Source organism: Myxococcus sp. MH1 (assembly GCF_059738865.1).
The window spans coordinates 3,212,671-3,229,686 of the sequence record NZ_AP026947.1 but is presented as its reverse complement, the minus strand read 5'-3'; the positions used below and the strand labels follow the sequence as shown (position 1 = coordinate 3,229,686).

Below are 17,016 nucleotides of genomic sequence, written 5' to 3'. Positions count from 1 at the left end.
GCAAGGTCGTCAGACCTCACGTCCCGCAATAGCAACTCGCGACGCCCGCAGCATTTCGCGATGCGCAATCCGAAACATCGATACAGGTTCGACACCCCCTCGAACCACGTCTTCGGGCGTCACACCTCGCGATGTCTTTTTTGTCCCTGCGGGGAAGCCCTGACCTCCAGCCTCCGCGAGCACGGCGCGGGTGAAGAGTTCTCGTGGGGAGCGCTCTTCACGTCACACGTCAGTCACCCTGTCCCGACACCGTGACGAGCTTCGTCAGGAGGACCTGGAGGTTCTGGTGGATGAGGCGCACGGCGGCCTGGAGCTCACCGAGCATGTTCGCCCGCGTCTGGAGGGCGTCCAGCGTGTAGCGCCCGCCCCGGCCGAAGTACGGCGCGTCGCCGCCCGTCTCCTCCACGTACCCGGACGCAATCCACCGCGCGCGGACGTTGTGGCGGATGGCGTGGCGCTGCGCGTTGCTGAAGTCCTTGTGGCTCAGGACGAACCAGAGGGACGCGGGGAAGTCCCCGGAGCGCGCGGGTTGTCGCCAGATGTCCGCGAGCAGGTTCCTGGGGTGCTCGAAGTCCAGCGAGGGGGACGAGAAGAGCGCCGCGAGCCCCAGCCCCGCGCCCACCGCGCCGCCGGTGATGTCGATGATGTCGTTGGCGCGGTCATCGTTCGAGATGGCGGTGACGGTGGTGGTCAGCGCGCCCACGACGATGGAGGACACGGTGAGCAGCGTCTGCCGCCGCGTCTCCTTCGCATCCAGGAGCCTCGCCATCTGCGCCGTGCGCCGCGCCTCGCACTCCAGCTCCGCCGACACGCTGGAGAGCGTCGTCGAGAACAGGAGCAGCCGCAGCTCGATGTCCCTCAACAGCGCGTCGCGCTGGGCCCGGGTGTCGGTCCCCGGCGCCAGCCGCGCCAGCGTCTCCAGGGGCACGAGCACTCCGGCCGCGTGCGCCAGCAGCAGGTCCTGGCGGGTGAAGCGAGCCTGGAGCTCGGGGGACTCCGGGAGGGGCGCCTCCACGTCGAGTCGCCCGGCGGAGTCGTCACGCGGGGACTGCGCGGGGACGCAGTAGTCCGGCTCCGCGCGCTGACGCGCCAGCCCACGCGACGAGGTGGCACAGCCGGACGACACGAGCGCGAGCCCGAGGGCCAGCGCGAACCGGAGGACGAGGAGGCGTGGGAGCACCCGTCCTCGCTACGTCGTCCGAGGAGGCAAGGGCCAGCGGATGGCTCTGGCCTATCTCACACGCGACAGCGCCTGGTCCCGGTGCGGGCCAGGCGCGTCATCCGGTGGACGGCGGCAGCGGCTGGCCTCACGCCTCCGAGCGGAGCACCGTCATCGGGTCCACGCGGGAGGCGCGTCGGGCCGGCAGCCAGCTCGCGAGCAGGGCCACGCCCAGCAGGAGGACCGCCACGCCCACGATGACCCACGGCTCGGTGGGGCTCACGCCGTACACCATGCCCTGGAGCACCTGCCCCAGCCCCAACGCCGCCACCACCCCGAGCGCCACGCCGAGCCCCGCGAGCACCACCGCCTGCCGGAGCACCAGTCGCAGGACGTCCCCGGCCGTCGCCCCCAGCGCGAAGCGGATGCCGAACTCCCGCGTGCGCTGCGCCACCGCGTAGGACACCACGGCCCCGAGCCCCGCCACCGAGAGCAGCAGCGCCACCGCGCCGAAGGCCCCCAGCAGCAGCAGGCTGAAGCGCCGCGAAGCCAGCGAGCCCGTGAGCAGGCTCTCCACCGTGCTCAGGCGCGAGGGCAGCTGCGGAGCGAGCTCGCGCAACACCGGCCCCGCCGCGCTCACCAAGGCCTTGGAGCCGATGGAGCCATGCACCGCGACATGGAAGCGGGAGAAGGCCCGCACCCGCTGCCGCGAGCAGCCGTAGAACGTGGGCTTCGGCGCCTCGTCCAGCCCCCGCTCCCGCACGTCGGCCACGACGCCGACGATGGTGAAGGCCCGCAGGTCCCCATCCATGTTGCCGAACTGGATGAGCTTGCCCAGCGGATCCTCGTCGGGCCACCGCGCCTTCGCGAGCGACTCGCTGATGAGCGCCACGTGCGGCGACTCCATCGTGTCGTTCGCGTCGAACAGGCGCCCGCGCACCAGCGGGATGTCCATCGCGTGGAAGTAGCCCTCGCTCGCCACGCGGTACTCGGCCGCGCCCGTGCGCTCGGGCTCGTGCGCCAGCCGCCCGAAGTCGTCGAAGTTCTTCACCTCGTCGGGACGATTGAGCACCAGGAAGGTGCCGTCACCGCCCGAGCCGCCCTCGAGCGGGAAGACATTCACCGCCCCCACCGCGCGCACGCCGGGCAGCGCGCCCAGCCTCGACAGCAGCGCATCCTGAAGCTGGATGTTGTCCCTCGCCTGCGGCGCGTCCTTGTCCTTGACCGGAGGCAGCACCAGGCTCAGCACCGCCACATCCTCGGTGCGGTAGCCCGGGTCCAGCGACAGCAGGCCCAGCATGCTGCGCCCCAAGAGCGCCGCGCCCACCAGCAGGACCAGCGCGAGCGCGAGCTGCCCCACCACCAGGGCACGCCGCGCCTGGTCCGCGCTCCCTCCGCCCGTCTGTGTGCGCCCCGCCTGCGTCAACGTGGCCCACGGGCTCTGGCGCCCCGAGCGCAGCGCCGTCACCAGCCCCAGCCCCACCGCGAGCACCAGCGACAACCCCAGCGCGAACAGGAGCGCCGTGGCGTTCACGTCCACCTCCGCCACGCGCGGCAGGTGGCCCGGCTCGAGCGCGAGCAACACATGCACGCTCCAGGTGGCGAACAAGGCGCCGAGCGCCCCACCCGCCAGCGACAACACGAGCGACTCCGCGATGAAGCGCCGCACCAGGGCCCCCGGCCCCGCGCCCAGCGCCACATGCACCGCCAGCTCGCGCCCCCGCGACGCCCCCCGCGCGAGCAGCAGGTTGGTGACGTTGGCCCCCGCCACCAGCAGCAGGAAGGCCGCGGCGCCCAGCAACAGGTAGAGCGTGGGGCGGACGGGGCCCACCAGGCTCTCGCGCAGGGACATCACGGCGACGTCGCGCATGTTGGTCTCCTGACCATGAAGCCCGACGAGCTCGCGCGCGATGCCGGTCAGCTCCGCCCGCGCGGCCTCCAGGTTCACGCCGCCCGCCAGCCGCCCCACCACCCGCCAGTTGTGTGCGGTCCGGCTCGTCAGCCGCCGCTCCAGCTCACGGGGAATCCACAACTGGGTGCCCGCCGGGTAGTCGAAGGACTCGGGCATCACGCCGACCACGGTGTAGGCGCGGCCCTCGAAGGTGAGCGTCCGGTCCATGGGCAGTGGCCGCGCGCCCAGGTAGCGCTTCCAGAAGCCGTGGCTCACCACCACCGCCGGAGCGCCTCCCTCCTGCTGCTCGTCCGCGGCGAACAGGCGCCCCTGGACGGACGGCACGCCAAAGGCGGGGAAGAACCCGCGCGAGACCCACGACAGCGCGGCGAAGGTGGGCTCGTCCGTGCCCGTGACGGCGACGCTGGCCGGCCCCGAGACCTGCGCCAGCGACTCGACGGTGCGGCTCCGGGCCTGCACGTCCTCGAAGTTGGGGTCCGAGAACCGCATCGTCTGGCCCTTCACCCCGAGCTGGGAGAGCTCTACGAGCCGCTCGGAGTCCGGATAGGGCAAGGGGCGCAGCAGGACGCCCTCCACCACGCTGAAGAGCGCGGTGCTCGCGCCGATGCCCACCGCGAGCAACAGGATGCACCCCAGCGTGAAGCCTGGGCTGCGTCGCAGCGCGCGCAGCGTCTGCCGCAGGCCACTGAGAAGGATGTCCACGCAAGAAACCTCCGGGCACCTCGGTAGGCGCCTCGATGGGCGCCTACGAAGGCGGTGGCCGACGATTGCGTCGCGGAGGCCCGTTATCGACAGCGGCACACCGTCCGTGCGCGGCGGCTGTCGCCCGCCCTCACTCCGCGCGCGCCGAGGACGGCAAAGCCCGCGGACGCGGTGGTGCTTCTTCGCGGAAGACGAGCAATCCGTCGATGACCGTGGCCCAGGGAGCCATCATCCAGCGGTAGTTCACGGCGCGGGCCACCCTCGTCCCATTTTCGCGAAGCTGGTGTGCGTCCACGTACCGGCTGTCCGCGGAGGGGCTCGACAGGGCCCAGGCCTCCAGGGAGTCGGCGCGTGCGGGCTCGAGGTCGTACGTGCGGGGCGTGCTGGCGAGCGAGTACATCCCCTGGAGCGCGGAGAAGCCCAGCACGAAGGCCTGCTCGCCGAACCTCGCCCGCACGTGGGAGCCGAAGGGCACCGGAGGCCCACCGCCATCGTCCATGTGCTTGAGGTCCTTGGCCGCGTGCACCGTGGCGAGCCAGACGATGGCCTTGCGCGGACCGGGTGAGCGAGACAGGTGCCATTGCAGGTTCGCGAACATGGACTGGTCGCGGTCGTTGAAGGTGCTCCAGTCCGTGGGGCTGCCCTCGGGAGGAGGAGGACGGGACATCACGGCCACCTGACGCGCGAAGAAGCGCTCCAGGTTTCGCGCCATCCATCCGTGGCTCCGGGAGGTCGAGGCCCCCGCCGCCAGCTCCGCCCAACAGCCCTGGATGCGCGCCGCGCTCGCCGCCGTGAAGCGATGCGCGTCGTCGTATCGCCAGGACAGGTAGCGCTCGATCTCCTCGCCGCACTCGGCCCGCCGCGAGTCCGCCAGCGCGGGGAGGAGCTCGGGAGCCATCTCCCGCTGTGCGTAGGTGCCCCGGTTGACCTGGTCGTCGATGCCCCCCGCGACGACGGCTCCCTCGCGGAGCCACCGCGTCAGCAGCGGAATCAAGGGCGCCACCTCCTCGTTGGCCCACATGCCCCCCACCGCGTCCGAGACCATGTCCTCGGTGATGGGCTGGCCCGCGTCCAGCCGCTCCTGGATGCGCAGGAAGTCATAGACGCCCGCCTCGATGAAGAAGGCGTCGTACTGACACTCCTCCACCAGCCTGCGGGTCAGCTCCACCTTGACGTCGAGCGTCCTGGCGCTCCCGTGGTGGGAGTCCTCTCCGAGCAGCGCCACGCGCTTGTCGCAGAGGTCCCGGACGACGCGGTCGACCTCCGTGGCGCCAGGTCCCTCCGCGCGCCTGGAGGGCGTGGCACAGCCTGCGAGCAGCAACAGGAACAGGACGCTTCTCATGGTCGTGGGCCCTCCGGGGCATCGCGTCACGGACGCGCCCTGCCTCAACGAACGTCCCACCCCGAATCCCTCACCCCCACGCGCGGGGGGACGAGCGCGCCCAGGCCGCGCGCGCCTCCCCCCAGGACTCCGACGTCAGCGCCCCGGCTTCAGGGCGCGCACTTCGCGGGGCCGAGCGTGGCCGCGAAGTAGCGCGTGTACAGGTCCGGCGCGAGCGTGAAGTTGCAGGTGTTCACCCGGTCCGGGGACAGCCCCTGGTTCGCCTGCATGTAGCGGGCGACGTAGTCACGCACGCCGTCGGCGGAGGTCCACAGCACCTTGCCCTCCTTGAACATGGAGTACCCGCCGCCGCCGCCCGCGCGGTAGTTGTTGATGGCGACGACGAAGACCTGGTCGTCCCGGACCTCCGCGCCCTCGAAGCGCAGGTGCGTGAGCCGGGAGCCCGCGGGCTTCGTCAGGTCGTAGCCGTACTCGATGCGCGAATAGAGGTCCCAGTTGTAGTCGGCCACCACCGGGGAGCTGGCCTTGGCGCCCTCGGGCCGCTCGGGCAGGTTGGCCGCGTCGAGCCTCGCGAAGTAGAGCGTGTTCATCTCCAGCGCGCGCCGGAGGATGGAGCCGTTGATCTCCATCACATACAGCGTGTTGTCGTAGATGTAGATGCTGTACGCGTCGCGCAGGGTGACGTCGCCGGCCGGCAGCGCGCCGTCGTTGGTGAAGATGGCCGCCAGGGAGAAGTCCACGTCGAAGCCCGCCTCGCGCGCGGCCTCCTCCTGGACGATGTTGATGAGGTCCCCCAGCGGGCTGTCCACGTAGCGCGCGGCGAAGCCTCCCGGGAACGCCGCCGTCGTCGAGCCGATCTTCTGGTTCACATACGTCACCGTGGTGTCGTGGTAGCTCTGCGCCAGCTGCGTCACGGCGGCGTCCACCGCCACCTTCTCGTCCACGACGTGGAGCCGGGAGTCGTGGGTGTCCACGCCCCACCGCTCGCCGCGCCAGGTGACCTGGAGCTCCACGTCCGCCAGGTGGCTGCCCCAGCGGTTGGGCTGGGTGAGGAGCACCTCGCGGCCCTCCGGGTTCTTCAGCAGCATCTTCGGGATGGGCTGGTGCGTGTGGCCGGTGAGGAGCACGTCGATGCCGGACACCCCCTGGGCAATCTGCACGGCCGGGTTCTCTCCGGGCAGGTTGCCCCGGTCCGCCCACTTCGACTCGTCCGCGTAGTCCGCGAGCCACGAGTCGGGGTTGCTCGCGCTGCCGGTGGGCTGCTTGTCGGGGCCACCGTGGATGGCCACCACGATGACGTCCGCGCCCGCCTCCCGCATCCTCGGCACATAGGCGCGCGCCGTCTCCACCGGGTCGTCGAAGCGCAGGCCGGGGATGTTCTCCGCGCGCTCCCACGTCGTCACGCCCGGCGTCACGAGGCCCAGGATGCCGACCTTCACGTCGCAGACCTCCGTGAGCACATAGGGCTGGAAGGCCTCGGTGCCGTCCGCGCTCTTGCGCACGTTGGCGCCGAGCACGGGGAAGTCGACCTCGCTCTTGAACTTGTCGAGGACGCCCAGGCCATAGTTGAACTCGTGGTTGCCCACGGCCATGGCCACGTACCCCAGCTCGTTCATCGCGACGGCCATGGGGTGGCGGGGCGTGTTGTCCACCAGCCCGTAGTAGGTGCCCAGCGGCGTGCCCTGGATGGTGTCGCCGGTGTCGACCAGCAGCGTGCAGTCCGGGTTCGCCTCTCGCGCCTGCTTGATGAGCGTGGCCACCTTGGCGAGGCCGCGCTTCGCATCGGGCTTCCCGCTGAAGTAGTCCCACGGGAAGATGTTGGTGTGCAGGTCGCTCGTCTGCAGCAGCGTCAGCTTGCGCGGCGAGGTGTCGGGGGGCGTGGGCCGGGGCGGCTTGTCATCGGAATCACACGCGGTGAGGAACGAGCAGGCACCCACGAGACACAGAGAAGCGGCGCGCAACGCGCGCAGCGGAACGAGAAGACGCATCAGGAGACCTCGTTCAACGAGTCGTGCCAGGCGGATTGCCTGACGCGGGTCACCCTAGCGTCCTACTCTGACGTCTCCGGAAGGTCTTGTCGTGAGGGCTTCAACACCGCCTTGCCCTGGTAGTTCACGCGCCACGGGGTCCCCAGCCCGGGACGCCCTGCTCTCGGAGCTCAAGTAGCGCCACCCGGCCATCACTGGCCACGGAGACGCTCCCCTGTGCGAGCGCCTCCATCCGATGACATGGCGTGTCACCCATTCACGGTGAATCGGGCGCCGTTTCATACGGGTTACCCGCCCCTGGGTCCTGACAACTCCAGTCTCAATCCAGTCTCACAAAAACATGGCAGCACGTGGATACACCTATTCACATGCAGAAAGACATATCAAGACATAGCACGAACCACCCCTGCAATTGCTTGCAGATTTTCTTGACGCCTCCCGGGCAACGAGAGTACCCAGACAGGCATTGATTCATCGCGCCTCGAGCGGGCCGCCTGGAGTCTCACGGGCGGCGACGTGACGGGTGCGAGCAGGGCAGGCCCACCTCCGGAGGCGACCATGAAGTTCACCCGGTATTGCCGCTCCATCCTGTTCACTCCCGCGCTCGTCGTGGACCGCTTCGCCCGGGGACAGCAATCCGGCGCGGACATCAGCCTGGTGGACCTGGAGGACTCGGTCGCCGCCAGCCACAAGGACACGGCCCGTCAGCAGGCGGAGGAGTTCTTCTCCGCGCCCAAGGGTCCCAGCCGCCGCGCCATCCGCATCAACACCGTCACCCGGCCGGAGGGGCTGAAGGACCTGCTCGCGCTGCGCCACTACGCCGTCAAGCCGGACGCCGTGCTGGTGCCCAAGGTGGAGTCACCGCGGGACCTCGAAATCGTCGAGCAGGTGCTCGGCGCCAGCTGCTCGCAGGTGGACCTGCTCGCCCTGGTGGAGACGCCGCGCGGCGTGGAGAACGTGCACGCCATCGCCTGCGCGACGCCCCGCCTCAAGGCCCTGGTGTTCGGCTCCGCGGACTACTCCTTCAGCATCGGCGCGTCGCTGGCCTGGGAGCCTCTGTACTACGCGCGCTCCCGGCTCGTCGCCGCCGCGCGCGCCGCCAACGTGCAGGTGGTCGACTCGCCGCTGTTCGACATGTCCGACGTGGAGGGGCTGCGCCGCGAGTGCCAGCTCGCCCGGAGCCTGGGCTTCAGCGGCAAGGCCGCCGTCCACCCGCGCCAGGTGGAGGTCATCAACCAGGCCTTCTCCCCGGACGAGCACACGCTGCGCAAGGCGCGGACCATCGTCCAGGAGAGCCAGGCCCGCGACTTCAACATCTGCGTGGTGGAGGGGACCATGATGGGTGCCCCGTTCGTCGAGGCGGCGAAGCGCACGCTCGAGGAGTTCGGCCCCCGCGAGGCCGACACCCCGTCGCGCTCCCTCTGACACCCCACCCCATCCCCAAGGAGGAATCCACATGGAAACCAGCAGCGAGCAGAGCGTCCTGGGTCCCCGCCGCTATCGCAACAACGAGAAGCTCATCGCCGTGGGGGACCGGGGCTGGCAGCACGCCAAGGACAACGGGCTCATCGGCATCAAGGTGGACTTCGAGTCGAACAACCGCCTCGTCGACACCACGTCGGGCCACGAGTTCATGACGCTCTGCTCATGCTCGTACCTGGGCCTCAACCACCACCCGAAGATCCTCCAGGGCGCCATCGACGCGCTCCAGGAGGCGGGCACCAACAGCCTGGCCATGTCCACGCTGCGCATCCGCCTGAAGCTGATGGCGCGGCTGGAGGAGGAGCTGCGCGAGCTGTACGGCTGCCCCACCCTGCCCGGCGTCACCTGCAGCGCCCTGACGGCGGGCATCCTCCCGCTGCTCGCCTCCGGCCACCTCACCGACGACGGCCAGCCGCGCGTCATGGTGTTCGACCGCTACTGTCACTTCTCCATGGCCTACATCAAGCCCATCTGCGGCGATGAGAGCCTGGTGCTGACCAGTCCGCACAACGACCTCAACTACCTGGAGGACGTCTGCAAGAAGTACCCGCGCGTGGCCTACGTCGCCGACGGCGCCTACTCCATGGGCGGCCTCATCGCGCTGGAGGGGCTGCTCCAGCTCCAGGAGCGCTACGGCCTGTTCCTCTACATCGATGACTCGCACTCGCTGGCGCTGACGGGCGAGCGCGGCGAGGGCTACGTGCGCTCGCGGCTGAAGATGAATCCCCTGACGATGGTGGTCGCCTCGCTGGCCAAGGCCTTCGGCAGTTCCGGCGGCATCGCCATGCTGGGCAGCGAGAAGAGCTTCGACTTCCTCTACCGGAACGCGGGGCCGCTGGCCTGGTCGCAGAACCTCCAGATGCCGTCGGTGGGCGCGTCGCTCGCCAGCATCGCGCTGCACCGCACGCCGGAGCTGCGTGAGCTGCAGGGGCGGCTCGCGCGCAACATCCAGCTCTTCGACAGCCGCTTCCCCTCTCCCAACGCGGGCAACGGGATGCCCATCCGCCTCATCCAGGTGGGCGAGGAGGAGCGCGCCATCCGGCTGTCCTCGGAGCTGTACCGGCGCGGCTACTACTGCTCGGCAGTGTTCTTCCCCGTCGTCGCCCGGGGCGAGGCGGGGGTGCGCGTGATGATGCGCGCGGACATGAGCGAGGAGCAGGTCCGCGTCTTCTGCGACGACGTGCAGGACATCCTCTCCCGTTTCTAAGACGCGCCCCCGCCGACGAGGAGCCACGCCATGCACGCCAGCGCCATCACCGGTTACAAGCAGCTCGGCCCCCAGCGCTACCGCGAGGTGCTGGGCTTCCACTACGAGGACTTCACCGTGGGGGACGTCTTCGAGCACCGCCCCGGCAGGACGGTGACGGAGGCCGACAACGTGCTGATGAACACGTTGTGCATGAATCCGTCCCCGCTGCACCTGGACGCCGCGTACTGCGAGCAGACGGTGTGGGGCCGGCCGCTCATCTCCAGCCTCGTCACCTTCAGCATCGTCTGCGGGATGAGCGTGCGCAGCACCAGCGGCCGCGCGACCGCCAACCTGGGCTGGGACAAGATTCGCCTCACCCGCCCCGTCTTCGCGGGCGACACGCTCTACGCGGAGAGCCGCATCCTCGCCGCGCGGCTGTCCACCCGCCGCGCCGGCGAGGGAATCATCACCTGCGAGACGGTGGGCCTCACCTCCCAGGGCGAGGTGTTCCTCTCCTTCGAGCGCAGCTTCCTGGTCCCCACCCGCGCGCACGCCGTCGAGGAAAGGGCCAGGTACTGACGCCATGCGCGCCGTCGTCTTCGAGGGCCTCGGTGGGCCGGAGGTGGTGAAGCTGCGGGAGGTGCCCCGGCCCGTGCCCACGCGCGAGGCGCTGCTGGTGAAGGTGCACGCCACGGCGCTCAACCGCGCGGACCTGCTCCAGCGCCAGGGCGAGTACCACGTGCCGGAAGGACAGTCCGCCATCCCCGGCGTGGAGGTGGCGGGCACCGTGGAGGCGTGGGGCGAGGACGTGAAGGGCTTCACCCGGGGACAGCGCGTCTTCGGCGTGGTGGAGGGAGGCGGGTTCGCCGACTACTGCCTCTTGGACCAGGGCATGGCGCTGCCCATCCCCGCCGGCTTCGACTTCGCCGAGGCCGCCGCCACCTCCGAGTCCTGCCTCACCGCGAACGAGACGCTCTTCACCCTGGGACAGCTCCGGCGGGGCCAGGCGGTGCTCATCCACGCGGCCGCCAGCAGCATCGGGACCACCATGGTCCAGATGGCCCGGCACGTGGGCGCGACCACGTACTGCACGGTGGGCACGCCCAGGAAGGTGGAGGCCGTGCGCGCGCTGGGCGCCGACGCGGTGTTCGATTACCGGGAGCAGGACTTCGTCCAGGAGGTGCTCCGGCTGACGGGAGGCGAGGGCGTCCCGCTGGTGATGGACTTCATCGGCGGCGCGTACCTGGAGCGCAACCTGGGCGTGCTGGCGCACGAGGGGTGTCTGGTCCTGGTGGGGCTGCTCGACGGCATGTCCGCGCAGGTGGACCTCCTGCGCATCGTCCAGCGCCGGCTGCGGCTCAAGGGCTCGTCGCTGCGGCTGCGGCCCCTGAAGGAGAAGCGCGAGGTGAACGCGCGCTTCCGGCGGCGATGGATGGAGGTGCTCGCCATGGGCGGTCTCCGCCCCGTCATCCACGCGCGGCATCCCCTGGAGGACGTGAACGTGGCGCTGGGAGAGATGGAAGCCAACCGCAACATCGGGAAGCTCGTTCTCACATTGGAAAGGAATGACAGCCATGCATGAAGAGCTGACGGCAAGCATCAAGCAGATCCTCATCGACAAGCTGTTCGTGGAGCTGCCCCCGGAGCAGATTGGCGAGGACGACGGCCTGCAGTCCGTCATCGGGCTCGACTCGGTGGGGTTCCTGGAGCTGCGCGTGCTCTGCGAGGACGTGTTCAAGGTCCGCATCACCGACGAGGACTTCAACACCGACAACTTCCGCACGGTGAACCAGCTCGTGTCCCTCATCGTGGGCCTGAAGACCGCGGCCCAGGGAGGTGCGTGGTGAGGGCGCCCGCGCCCGGAGGCAGCCTCGCGCCCGCGGACCTGGAGCGCCTGCGCGCGGGCCAGGCCCTGCAGATGGACCACTATGGCGGCGGGCGCCTGCCCTTCGTCTCCCTCCAGGCCCGAGGGCTCGTCCAGCACATGGTGCCCCTGGAGGGCGAGAGCGCCGGTCAGGTGCTGGAGGTGCTGGACGCGAGCGGCGGCTATGCCAGCGCGTGCCTGGGCGCGGCGCACCCGTGTCTCCAGCCCGCGTTCCGCGAGGGGCTCGAGCGCGGCTATGTCACCGATGAGCTGGGCTCGCTGGAGCGCACGTTGCTCCTGGAGGAGCTGTTCGGCCCCGGCGGGCGCTGGGCGGACCGCTTCCCCGGCCGGGACTACCACGCCAGCGGCCGCAACTCCGGCTCGGAGGGCCTGGAGCTCGCGCTGCGGCTGGTGCTGGAGTCGGGCTTCGACCGGCGACGGCTGACGGCGAAGGCGGGCCGCGAGGCGCGCAGGACGGTGCTCGCCTTCGAGGGCGCGTGGCATGGCTGGACGGGAGGGCTGGTCCCCCTGCTCAATCGCAGACACTACCGCCTGGGCCTGCCGCTGCCGGGCGCCGAGCCTCCCTTCGGCCTGGACGTGGCCTTCCTCCCCTTTGGCGAGGCGGCGCTCCTGGAGCGGTTCTTCGCCGAGCAGGGCTCGAGGCTGTCCGCGGTCATCGTCGAGCCCATCCAGGGCGACGCGGGCATCCTCGTCCCACCGCCGGGCTACCTGCGCAGGCTGGCGGCGCTGTGCCGCGAGCACGACGTGCTCCTCGTCGCGGACGAGGTGCTCACCTTCGCGAAGACGGGCCGCTTCTTCGCGATGACCGACGAGCAGGGGCCCATCCCCACCGACGTCACCGTCATCGGCAAGAGCCTGGGCATGGGCGCGGTCTCCACGTCCATGGTCATCGCGCGCCGGGAGCTCACCGTGCGCCCGAGCGGCGCGGTGTCCACCTCCGATTTGCGTCCGCTCACGTGCGCGCTGATGCGCTCGGGCCTGCGCTACCTCGCCGAGGAGCGCCTCATCGAGCGGGCGGGCACGCTGGGCACCCAGCTGCGCGAGCGGCTGCGGCGCGACGTGGTGGAGGCCTTCCCGGCGCTGTTCCTGGAGGTGCGGGGACAGGGCTACATGAACGGCGTCGAGCTGACCGAGCGCGCCTCGCACGGCCTGTCCCGGCTGCGCCAGTGCCTGCTCGAGGCGGGTGTCTTCGTCGAGTTCATGGCGGGCGCGGGCAGGCGCTCCCACGGGCTGCGCTACCTGTTCCCCGCCATGCGCGTGGCCCCGCCGCTCATCGCGAACGACGAGGACCTGCGCCGCATCGTCGAGCGCATCCGCGAAGGGGCGCGGCGCTTCGTGGAGGCGGGGCCATGAGGCTTGAGTCACCCGCGTCAGCGCCCCGGCGCCACCGGGTGGAGCACGTGGACACCGATGCGTCGGGCGTCGTGCACTTCTCGCGGTACGCGTCGCTGCTGGAGACGGCGGCGCTGGAGGAGCTGGAGCGGCGCGGCTCGGACCTCGTGAAGCTGGAGGGGCAGGGCCTGGATTTGCGCGTGCGCGAGCTGCGCATCCGCTACCGCGAGGCCGCGCGCTTCCAGGACTGGCTGCGGTTGGAGGCCCGGCTGGAGCACGTGGGCCCCGCGAGTCTGAAGCTGGGCGTGGCGGTCTACCGCGAGGGCCCCGCGCCCGAGCCGGTGCTGCTCGCCTCCGGAAGTCTGGACCTGGCTGTCGTCAATCGTGAGAGCGGAGACCCCACATGCCTTCCCCCGAACCTCAGCAGCGCCCTCGAGCGGTCCCCGTCCCCCTGAACAAGGCGGAGCGTCAGCCCAGGCCCCTGGGCTTCACCGCGCTGCGCGAGTGGCTGCGGCACCGCCACCCGATGATTTTGTTGGACCGCATCGTCGACCACGAGCCGGGCGGCTTCCTGGAGGCGCTCGTCTCCATCTCCGGGAACCTGGACTGCATCGCGGGCCACTTCCCCGAGCGCGCCATCTACCCCGGCAGCAACCTCATCCAGGCCTTCGCCCAGGCGGGCATCATCCTCTACCAGATGAGCACCTCGCCCCTGGCCGAGGACGAGCTGACCTTGATCGGCTCGGTGGAGAGCCGCTTCCTCCAGGTCGTCGTGCCCGGGGACCAGGTGGTGCTGCGCGTCCAGGTGAACCGGCTCGCCGGAGGGCTGTTCGTCTACTCGGGCAAGGCGATGGTGGGCACGCGCCGGGTGGCGGCGTTCCGCGCGAGCCTCATCCGCGCCAAGGTCTCCGAGCTGGGCTCGCCGCTATGGTAGCGCCCGTCGCGGTGACAGGGGCCGCGTGGAGCACGGCCCTGGGCCATGGGCTCGACGACGTGTGGCGGCGATTGCTCGCGGGTGAGCACGGCTTCGTCGAGGTGGCCTCTCCGCATCGGCTTCGCAACACGCTGGCCGCGGTCATTCCCTCGCGTGGGGAGGGCCCCGCGCCGCGACTGCGGCGGCTCGCGGTGGAGACGCTGGGTCGCGCGGTGGGCGAGGCCGGGCTGGAGGCGAGCGGAGAGGCGACGCGGCTGGTCCTGGGCACGAGCCTGGGCGCGTGGCTCGACGACGAGGGGGAGTGGACGGCGCCGCTCCACGCCTGGGCGGACGAGGTGGCTCGGGCGGTGGGCGCGCGGGAGCGGCCCGTGAGTCTCTCCACGGCGTGCTCCTCGGGGGCGGACGCCCTCCTCGTCGGGGCGGAGCTCATCCGCTCCGGCGCCGCGGAGGTGTGTGTCTGCGGCGGGGTGGATGTCATGACGCCGAGCAAGCGGCTGGCGCACTCGGCGCTCTCCACCATGTCCCCCACCCGCTCGCGCGCCTTCGATACGCGGCATGACGGCATGCTGTTGGGCGAGGGCGCGGGGTTCCTCGTGCTGGAGTCGCTGGAGCACGCGCGGGCACGCTCGGCTTCGCTGCTCGCGCTCTTCCGGGGAGCGGGCTCGGCCAACGACGCGGCGAGCATGACGTCGCCGGACCCGGCGGCGATGGGGGCGCGGCTGGCGATGGAGCGGGCGCTGCAGGACGCGCGGGTGTCGCCTCGGGACATCGGGGTCATCAACGCGCATGGCTCGGCGACGCCGGCGAACGACCGCGCGGAGGCGGAGGCGTTCCGGGCGCTCTTCGGGACGGGGCCGCGTCCGTGTGTCTTCGCGACGAAGGGGGCCTTCGGACACACGTTGGGGGCCACGGGGGCCATGGAGGCGATTGCCCTCATCCTCGCGCTGCGCGAGGGCGTGGTGCCGCCCATCGTCGGACTGGAGCAGCCGGACGAGGATTTCCCCTGCCCGCTCCCCGTGGGGCGGCCGGTGCGGCACGAGGAGCGGCTCGGCCTGAGCCTCACGCTCGGCTTCGGTGGGTTCGATACCGCGCTCGTCTTCGAGGCGGCGCGATGAACCCGACGACCTCACTGGTGCTCCGTGGCGGCGCGCGGGCCCGCGGTGGCGGGGCGAACCCCTACGTGGCGCGGGTGAAGGGTTCCGTGCGCTACGCGGACCCGATGGCGTGGACGCTGGTGCTCGCGGTGGGAGAGGTCCTCGAGTCGCTGGGGGAGGACTTCCGCGCCTCGGCGGACCGGTGCTCGCTCATCCAGGTGGGCCCCGAGGCGCCGCCGGAGGCCATGTCGAGCGCCGCCAGGGAAGCCTTGCGTGGCTTCGCATCGCCCATCCGTTTCCCCGCCGCGCCGCCGAGCGCGCCGACGGGGCTGGCGTGCATCGTCCACGGGATTCGCGGCCCGACGCTGGCATTGACGTTGCCCGTGGCGGAGGGCGCCGGACTCGCGCTGTCTCTCTCCACGGCCTGGCTCACGCGCGGTGTCGTCGATTACGCGCTCATCGCGACGGCGGCCTCGGTGCCCGGCGAGCAGCCCCGCGCCGCATGCGTGGTGCTCTCACGTGGCGAAGGTCCTCCCGTGGACCCGGCGCGGCTGGTCCAGTCCCTTCTGTTCTCCAGGTGATGCCCCATGACCGAGCTCGCTGACATCCCGCTCTCCTCCATCCAGGCGTTCCTGGACCGTGTCCGGGACCTGACCTGTGAGACAGGCACGTCCACGCGGCACCGGGTGGAGCCACTCGCGGAGGCGTGGCGAGCCCATGGACTGAGGCCCGGCGATGTCGTCCTCCTGGCCCTGCCGAACGGAGCGGAGTTGCTCGCGCAGCTCTTCGCCATCCTCGCCGCCCGGGGCGTGCCCGCGCTGGTATCACCCTCCGCGCCCGCCTTGCGACAACAAGCCCTCGTGGAGGCGCTCCCGGCACGCGCGCTCGTGACGATGCGCCGCCCCGCGCCCCTGGCCCGGGATGTGGACCGCTTCCACCTGGGTGGAGCGGAGGTCGCCCTGTTCTCCGAGGCACAACCTCCCGGCGCCCAGCCTGGAGAGATGGTGCTGCTCACCTCGGGCACGTCGGGCTTCGCCAGCGGCTGCGTGTTCGACCTGGAGGCGCTCTTCCGCAACGCCCGTCGTCACTCGGACGCAGTGGGCCTGCGTGCGGGCGACACCGTGCTGGTGAACCTTCCGCTCTACTACTCGTACTCGATGGTGGCCCAGGCCTTCGCCTCGCTGCTCCGCGGCGCGGACCTGGTCATCAGCGGACCGCCCTTCCAGCCCACGGCTTATCTGCGACTGCTCGCCGAGCAGGCCATCACCGTGTCCGCCCTCACGCCCCTCCTGGTGCGCGCGCTGCTCCAGCAAGGCGGCGCCTTCCCCGAGAGCCTGCGCTCGCTCGGCGTCGGCGGCGACGTCCTCTCCCCCGAGCACGTGGAGCAGCTGCTCCGCCTGCGTCCACGCGGAGAGCTGTACCTCACCTATGGGCTGTCCGAGGCCGGTCCCCGGGTCGCGACCCTCTCGGCCCACGCGGAGCCCCCGCACCGTTACGCCTCCGTGGGACGGCCCCTGCCCGGCACGCAGGTGTCGCTCGTCCCCCGAGGCCCCGGGGGGCAGAAGGAGCTGCTGGTCTCCTCGGACACGCTGATGAAGCGGCGCATCGGCCTGGTGGAGGGCGACAAGCTGCACGCGTGGCGCGGTCCCCGGCTGCTGGCCACCGGCGACATCTTCGACATCGACGCGGATGGCTACCTGTACTTCCAGGGGAGGCTCTCCGACTTCCTCGTCCGCGGCAGCGAGAAGATCTGCATGGCCTCCGTGCGGCGCCTGGCCACCACGCTCCCGGGAGTGCTCACGGCGCGCACCCAGGTCGTCTCCGGCACCGAGGGAGATGACTACGAGATGATCCTCACCGTGGCCGACGAGGGCCGACCCCTGGAGCACGTGTCCGAGGCGCTCTCGCGGCTCCTGCGGCTCGCCGAGCGCCCCCGACGCATCCAGGTCGTCTCCGCCGACGGCAGCACCGCCGCCCTGCACAAGTGAGCGGCTGAC

Annotated in this window: 15 protein-coding genes; 11 read left to right on the top strand and 4 right to left on the bottom strand. The window is 71.0% G+C overall.

The features are described 5' to 3' along the window. Positions 1 to 229 precede the first annotated feature (229 nt). The 4 genes from AC6JA9_RS13145 to AC6JA9_RS13130 all read right to left on the bottom strand — a co-directional run bounded on the left by AC6JA9_RS13145 (position 230) and on the right by AC6JA9_RS13130 (position 7,103). The gene (locus AC6JA9_RS13145; protein WP_408891106.1) at positions 230 to 1,180 is read right to left on the bottom strand and encodes a hypothetical protein; all 951 of its coding nucleotides are present in this window, start codon (positions 1,178 to 1,180) and stop codon (positions 230 to 232) included. Between the two features lie 127 nt (positions 1,181 to 1,307). Next, on the bottom strand, positions 1,308 to 3,773 hold the full coding sequence (locus AC6JA9_RS13140; protein ID WP_497959834.1) for an ABC transporter permease: 2,466 nt from the start codon (positions 3,771 to 3,773) through the stop codon (positions 1,308 to 1,310). 130 nt (positions 3,774 to 3,903) lie between these two features. Further along, the gene (locus AC6JA9_RS13135) at positions 3,904 to 5,115 is read right to left on the bottom strand and encodes an erythromycin esterase family protein (RefSeq protein ID WP_408891108.1); all 1,212 of its coding nucleotides are present in this window, start codon (positions 5,113 to 5,115) and stop codon (positions 3,904 to 3,906) included. Positions 5,116 to 5,264: 149 nt separating this feature from the next. Continuing rightward, the gene (locus AC6JA9_RS13130; RefSeq protein ID WP_223785278.1) at positions 5,265 to 7,103 is read right to left on the bottom strand and encodes a bifunctional metallophosphatase/5'-nucleotidase; all 1,839 of its coding nucleotides are present in this window, start codon (positions 7,101 to 7,103) and stop codon (positions 5,265 to 5,267) included. 558 nt (positions 7,104 to 7,661) lie between these two features. Between AC6JA9_RS13130 and AC6JA9_RS13125 the strand changes: the two genes are divergently transcribed. Genes AC6JA9_RS13125 through amcH form a run of 11 tightly spaced genes read left to right on the top strand, consistent with a single transcriptional unit; the run spans position 7,662 to position 17,007 of the window. Continuing rightward, positions 7,662 to 8,528, top strand: a complete 867-nt coding sequence (locus tag AC6JA9_RS13125; protein WP_223748902.1) for an HpcH/HpaI aldolase/citrate lyase family protein — start codon at positions 7,662 to 7,664, stop codon at positions 8,526 to 8,528. Between the two features lie 31 nt (positions 8,529 to 8,559). Then, positions 8,560 to 9,792 carry an aminotransferase class I/II-fold pyridoxal phosphate-dependent enzyme gene (locus AC6JA9_RS13120; RefSeq protein ID WP_223785277.1) on the top strand — a complete coding sequence of 411 codons (1,233 nt, stop codon included), beginning with the start codon at positions 8,560 to 8,562 and terminating at the stop codon, positions 9,790 to 9,792. 30 nt (positions 9,793 to 9,822) lie between these two features. After that, the gene (locus AC6JA9_RS13115; protein ID WP_267697090.1) at positions 9,823 to 10,353 is read left to right on the top strand and encodes a MaoC family dehydratase; all 531 of its coding nucleotides are present in this window, start codon (positions 9,823 to 9,825) and stop codon (positions 10,351 to 10,353) included. Between the two features lie 4 nt (positions 10,354 to 10,357). Next, on the top strand, positions 10,358 to 11,356 hold the full coding sequence (locus AC6JA9_RS13110) for an NAD(P)H-quinone oxidoreductase (RefSeq protein ID WP_223748899.1): 999 nt from the start codon (positions 10,358 to 10,360) through the stop codon (positions 11,354 to 11,356). Next, positions 11,349 to 11,621, top strand: a complete 273-nt coding sequence (gene amcB / locus AC6JA9_RS13105) for a cispentacin biosynthesis acyl carrier protein AmcB (RefSeq protein WP_046712357.1) — start codon at positions 11,349 to 11,351, stop codon at positions 11,619 to 11,621. The genes AC6JA9_RS13110 and amcB overlap by 8 nt, the downstream gene beginning before the upstream one ends. Beyond that, a complete protein-coding gene (gene amcC / locus AC6JA9_RS13100) occupies positions 11,618 to 13,012 on the top strand; it encodes an amipurimycin biosynthesis protein AmcC (protein ID WP_408891109.1) in 1,395 nt (464 codons plus the stop codon). Before amcB ends, amcC begins: the two co-directional genes overlap by 4 nt. After that, on the top strand, positions 13,009 to 13,446 hold the full coding sequence (locus AC6JA9_RS13095) for an acyl-CoA thioesterase (RefSeq protein ID WP_141332068.1): 438 nt from the start codon (positions 13,009 to 13,011) through the stop codon (positions 13,444 to 13,446). Before amcC ends, AC6JA9_RS13095 begins: the two co-directional genes overlap by 4 nt. Continuing rightward, a complete protein-coding gene (gene amcE, locus AC6JA9_RS13090) occupies positions 13,395 to 13,925 on the top strand; it encodes a cispentacin biosynthesis cyclizing decarboxylase AmcE (RefSeq protein ID WP_408891110.1) in 531 nt (176 codons plus the stop codon). Before AC6JA9_RS13095 ends, amcE begins: the two co-directional genes overlap by 52 nt. After that, positions 13,919 to 15,040 (top strand): cispentacin biosynthesis acyltransferase subunit AmcF, encoded by a 1,122-nt coding sequence (gene amcF, locus AC6JA9_RS13085; protein WP_408891111.1) that lies wholly within the window; start codon positions 13,919 to 13,921, stop codon positions 15,038 to 15,040. Before amcE ends, amcF begins: the two co-directional genes overlap by 7 nt. Beyond that, on the top strand, positions 15,037 to 15,600 hold the full coding sequence (gene amcG / locus AC6JA9_RS13080) for a cispentacin moiety biosynthesis protein AmcG (protein WP_408891112.1): 564 nt from the start codon (positions 15,037 to 15,039) through the stop codon (positions 15,598 to 15,600). Before amcF ends, amcG begins: the two co-directional genes overlap by 4 nt. A gap of 6 nt (positions 15,601 to 15,606) precedes the next feature. Then, the gene (amcH, locus tag AC6JA9_RS13075; RefSeq protein WP_408891113.1) at positions 15,607 to 17,007 is read left to right on the top strand and encodes an adenylate-forming 2-oxoglutaryl-ACP ligase AmcH; all 1,401 of its coding nucleotides are present in this window, start codon (positions 15,607 to 15,609) and stop codon (positions 17,005 to 17,007) included. Positions 17,008 to 17,016 lie beyond the last annotated feature (9 nt).

Excerpts from the sequence above, each read along its gene's own strand:
- AC6JA9_RS13135 (WP_408891108.1), bottom strand. The coding sequence starts at position 5,115 with ATGAGAAGCGTCCTGTTCCTGTTGCTGCTCGCAGGCTGTGCCACGCCC.
- AC6JA9_RS13130 (WP_223785278.1), bottom strand. The coding sequence starts at position 7,103 with ATGCGTCTTCTCGTTCCGCTGCGCGCGTTGCGCGCCGCTTCTCTGTGT.
- AC6JA9_RS13125 (WP_223748902.1), top strand. The coding sequence starts at position 7,662 with ATGAAGTTCACCCGGTATTGCCGCTCCATCCTGTTCACTCCCGCGCTC.
- AC6JA9_RS13120 (WP_223785277.1), top strand. The coding sequence starts at position 8,560 with ATGGAAACCAGCAGCGAGCAGAGCGTCCTGGGTCCCCGCCGCTATCGC.
- AC6JA9_RS13115 (WP_267697090.1), top strand. The coding sequence starts at position 9,823 with ATGCACGCCAGCGCCATCACCGGTTACAAGCAGCTCGGCCCCCAGCGC.
- AC6JA9_RS13110 (WP_223748899.1), top strand. The coding sequence starts at position 10,358 with ATGCGCGCCGTCGTCTTCGAGGGCCTCGGTGGGCCGGAGGTGGTGAAG.
- amcB (WP_046712357.1), top strand. The coding sequence starts at position 11,349 with ATGCATGAAGAGCTGACGGCAAGCATCAAGCAGATCCTCATCGACAAG.
- AC6JA9_RS13095 (WP_141332068.1), top strand. The coding sequence starts at position 13,009 with ATGAGGCTTGAGTCACCCGCGTCAGCGCCCCGGCGCCACCGGGTGGAG.
- amcE (WP_408891110.1), top strand. The coding sequence starts at position 13,395 with ATGCCTTCCCCCGAACCTCAGCAGCGCCCTCGAGCGGTCCCCGTCCCC.
- amcF (WP_408891111.1), top strand. The coding sequence starts at position 13,919 with ATGGTAGCGCCCGTCGCGGTGACAGGGGCCGCGTGGAGCACGGCCCTG.
- amcG (WP_408891112.1), top strand. The coding sequence starts at position 15,037 with ATGAACCCGACGACCTCACTGGTGCTCCGTGGCGGCGCGCGGGCCCGC.
- amcH (WP_408891113.1), top strand. The coding sequence starts at position 15,607 with ATGACCGAGCTCGCTGACATCCCGCTCTCCTCCATCCAGGCGTTCCTG.